The 735-nt window shown below is 69.1% G+C and carries 1 pseudogene; it reads left to right on the top strand.

What is annotated here, in order from left to right:
* Nucleotides 1-735 (top strand): annotated as a pseudogene (locus NA4_RS38460) (AMP-binding protein); the annotation flags it as partial.

Here is a 735-nt window from a genome sequence, read left to right as displayed (position 1 = left end):
CTCGAATCGCACCACCGGTTCCTGCACATCTGCTCGCCAAGCTTCGACCCGTCGGTGCTGGAATGGCTGTGTGCCGCCTACACCGGCGCCACGCTGGTGGTCGTGCCGTCGACCATCATCGGCGGCCCGGATCTGGCCGAACTGCTACGCACCGAGCGGGTTTCACACACGATCATCACCCCGCGGTGCTGGGCACGGTCGACCCCGAAGGCATGGAGGCGCTCGAGGTGGCCTCCGTCGGCGGTGACGTCACCACGCCGGAACTGCTGGCCAAGTGGTGGCCGGGCCGCAAGTACTTCAACGCCTATGGTCCGACCGAGACGACGATCATCTCGTCGTACGCCTCCCTCACCCCGGGCAGGCACATCACGATCGGCCGTCCGGTCCGCGGTATGTCGGCCCTGGTGCTGGACAACCGCCTCAACCCGGTGCCGCCGGGCGTCGCGGGTGAGCTGTACCTGGCCGGTGGCGCGCTGGCGCGTGGCTACCACAACCGCCCCGACCTCACCGCGGAACGGTTCGTCGCCAACCCGTGGAGCAACGAGGGCGCGCGGATGTACCGCACCGGTGACGTGGTGCGCTGGTACGCCGAACCCGGTGAGCGGGCCGGCAATGCCGCGCTGCCGTCGGTGCGCTGGGAGCTGGACTACGTGGGCCGCTCGGACTTCCAGGTGAAGATCCGCGGCTTCCGCATCGAACTCGGCGAGATCGACACCGTGCTGGGCAGGCACGAGG

The sequence above is a fragment of the Nocardia amamiensis NBRC 102102 genome (assembly GCF_001612745.1).
Lineage (GTDB): Bacteria > Actinomycetota > Actinomycetes > Mycobacteriales > Mycobacteriaceae > Nocardia > Nocardia amamiensis.
The sequence above is the reverse complement of the archived record's forward strand: the minus strand, read 5'-3'. Positions and strand labels throughout refer to the sequence as shown.